The organism is Sphingomonas sp. JC676 (assembly GCF_014489075.1).
GTDB lineage: Bacteria > Pseudomonadota > Alphaproteobacteria > Sphingomonadales > Sphingomonadaceae > Sphingomonas.
Map to the genome: position 1 here is coordinate 1 of NZ_JACTGR010000018.1, position 2,779 is coordinate 2,779.

Below are 2,779 nucleotides of genomic sequence, written 5' to 3' on the forward strand. Positions count from 1 at the left end.
CGGCAGCTTTCGGCAGGCGGAGGCAGGAAGCGGACATTTGTGGTTGCGGCTGCGGAACGTCCTGACGACCCAATTGCGGACATCGCGAGCGCGGACTTTCGCGGTTGCCAGCCAGCAATATCAGTCGCCCGTGCAGGTCTCTGGACAAGGGGCTCTTGCCGCCATTATCGGCCGCTGATGGGTGTCATCGCAACAATCATGAACACGGCCACCGGCCAGCCGATCCAGAAGATGTCTTTCGGGCGCATGCCCAAACCCTGGGTCTCATTCACCCTCGAGACCGGGGAGTTGGTGACGGCCGATCGCGTCGATGTCGGCAAACCGGCACCTGGAAAATTCGTCGTGCCCGTTTCAGTCTGGGTTACTCTGAAGACGTGAGACCCGGGGCGGCGGGCCTAGCGAGGATGGTTTCGCGATCCCGCTAATCCGGCGCCGATCGACGAATTCCGCCCGTTATACATAACCGCTCTTTTTGGGCGGTTTCGGGTCTATTTATCTTATTTACTGAGCTTGTTCCGCTGTGGCGGGACGCTAACATAGGTTGAATGGCGACATCCTACCCCAGCCTCGCCGCAGAGCATTCGGAGCCCCAGCTCGGGCGCAACCTCACCTATGGACTGTTGGACAGCCTGGGCAGGGCGATCGTGACCGGACGCTATGAGACGGAAGCGTTTCCGACCGAAGCCGAACTTGCCAAGCAGCACCGCGTCAGCCGGTCGGTAACGCGCGAGGCGGTCAAGATGCTGACCGCCAAGGGCCTGCTCAGCGCGCGTCCGCGGCAAGGAACGGTGGTCCAGCCAGCGACCATGTGGAACCTGTTCGATACCGATCTGCTGAGCTGGCTGCTCGAACGGAAATTCTCGCTCGATCTGCTGCGCCACTTCAACCAGTTGCGCGTCGCGATCGAGCCCGAGGCCGCGGCGCTCGCGGCGCGGTTTGGCGAACCCGAGGACCTTGCCGGGATCTCGGCCGGGCTGGAGCGCATGGCAGCGGCCGAGCGGGGCCATGACGACACGCTGGAAGCGGACATCGCATTTCACGTCGCGATCCTTCATGCCTCGAAGAATCCCTTTTACGCGCAGTTCCGCGATGCCGTTGGGACCGCCTTGCACACGTCGATCCGCTTCACCAATCGGATCAGGGATCGCTCGGCAAGCCTAGCGGATCATGCCGCCGTGCACGATGCGATCATGGCACGCGATCCGGATGGCGCCCGCGCCGCGATGCGGATGCTGATCGGCGACGTGCTCAATCTGATCGACGATTTCGAGAACCAGGGCGGCGCTGCGGCCTCATCCCCGCCGGTCAGTTCATCCTGATCGGCAGGATGGCGCCGTTTGCGCGATATTCCAGCTTCTGGATCGCGACGCGCCGGCTGCCGCGATAGGGGCCGTTGCCCGTCACGCCCTCCCAGCGATGGTAGACGATGTACCATTGCCCGTCCTTGGGATCCTGGAAGAAGCTGTGGTGCCCCGGGCCCTTGTACTTCTCGCCGCTCACCAGGAGCGGGCCGGCATAGGTCCATGGCCCGATCGGCGATGGCGCCGTCGCGTAATGGACCTGGTAGCCGGAAGTGTTCCATCGCCCTGCCGAATAGGACAGGTAATAGACGCCGTTTCGCGCGTGCATGAACGCGCCCTCGGTGAAGTGGGGCGGCTGATCCACCGTCACTTCGTGATCCAGCGTGATCATGTCAGGCTTCAGCGCCCAAACGCGCAATGTTGCCCCGGCACTGCCCCCCGCATAGAGATACGGCGTCCCGGTCTTCGGATCGACGAAGACCATCGGGTCGATCGCCTCGAAGCCGTTTCCACCCGTGACGAGCGGCTTGCCGCTGTCGGTGCAGGGGCCGGAGGGATTGTCGCATACCGCAACGCCCAACCGGCTGGGCGTGGGGTTCTGCGGGCCGAGCGAATAATAGAGATAATATTTGCCGTTGGCGGCGGTCATGTGGGGCGCCCACAGATAGTGCCGCGGTGCCTTGTCATCGCCGACCCAGCGTATCGCCTCCTGGGTCAGCAGCTCGGGCCCTTTTTGCCAGGCCGCCAGATCGAACGAGGACCAGGCGAACAGCTTGTCGCCGCCCCCTGCATCGGTCGGGTAGATCCAATATCTCCCGTCTGCCGCCAGCACCGATGGATCGGCGCCGGCGAACACCGACGGCACCGACTGGGCCTGCGCTGCAGCGGGGAGCAGCGCAGCGGCGATCGCCAGCCCGCGCATCACCGGCCCGCTGGCACCGTGCCTTTGGGTGCGGCGCTCAGCCGCTTGATCAGGTCGGCTTCGGCCTGGCGATAGGGTTTGCCGTCGGCGCGGAACACCTCGTGGAACCAGATCGTCGGCTCGTCGGACGTATAGGGCTTCTTCCAGCTGTCCCAGGGCAGGCGGGTCTGGGTCTTGCCGTCGACAAAGCCCCAGTTGAACATCGCGATGTTCAGCCGCTTGCCGATCGGGAGCGACCCGTCGAAGGTCGATCCGTTGCCACGCGCCATATATTCGGTGCACCACACCGGGCGGCCATAGCCGAGCATCTGCATCGCCCGCTTCTCGAAGGTTTCGGGCCAGCTGTAATCGTGGAAGCTGATCACGTCGGACTGGGTGATCTGGGTCTTCTCGACCGCATCGACCTTGGTCAAATCGTCCCAATGATCGCCGAGCCACACGCCCGAAGTGAGCGGCTGGATCGGATCCACGCTGCGCGCCCAGTCGAAGACCTGGGGCAAGAGCTTGGCGACATATTTGTTCTTGTCTTCGGTCGGCTTGTAGTTGCCGCCGCCGC

Annotated in this window: 3 protein-coding genes and 1 pseudogene; 2 read left to right on the plus strand and 2 right to left on the minus strand. The window is 63.8% G+C overall.

Annotated features, from left to right (window positions below; all coding sequences use genetic code 11):
* Window positions 1–177 precede the first annotated feature (177 nt).
* A complete protein-coding gene (locus tag IAG41_RS22765; RefSeq protein ID WP_187730996.1) occupies window positions 178–378 on the plus strand; it encodes a hypothetical protein in 201 nt (66 codons plus the stop codon).
* Between the two features lie 167 nt (window positions 379–545).
* Window positions 546–1,319, plus strand: a complete 774-nt coding sequence (locus IAG41_RS22770; RefSeq protein ID WP_187730997.1) for a FadR/GntR family transcriptional regulator — start codon at window positions 546–548, stop codon at window positions 1,317–1,319.
* On the opposite strand, the gene IAG41_RS22775 is transcribed toward IAG41_RS22770, so the two are convergent.
* Complete coding sequence (locus tag IAG41_RS22775; RefSeq protein ID WP_187730998.1) at window positions 1,306–2,223, minus strand: family 43 glycosylhydrolase; 918 nt, start codon at window positions 2,221–2,223, stop codon at window positions 1,306–1,308. The two genes, IAG41_RS22770 and IAG41_RS22775, sit on opposite strands and share 14 nt — an antisense overlap.
* Window positions 2,223–2,779: pseudogene (locus IAG41_RS22780) on the minus strand (1,4-beta-xylanase); the annotation flags it as partial. The pseudogene IAG41_RS22780 and the gene IAG41_RS22775, both read right to left, overlap by 1 nt.

Excerpts from the sequence above, each read along its gene's own strand:
- IAG41_RS22770 (WP_187730997.1), top strand. The coding sequence starts at position 546 with ATGGCGACATCCTACCCCAGCCTCGCCGCAGAGCATTCGGAGCCCCAG.
- IAG41_RS22765 (WP_187730996.1), top strand. The coding sequence starts at position 178 with ATGGGTGTCATCGCAACAATCATGAACACGGCCACCGGCCAGCCGATC.
- IAG41_RS22775 (WP_187730998.1), bottom strand. The coding sequence starts at position 2,223 with ATGCGCGGGCTGGCGATCGCCGCTGCGCTGCTCCCCGCTGCAGCGCAG.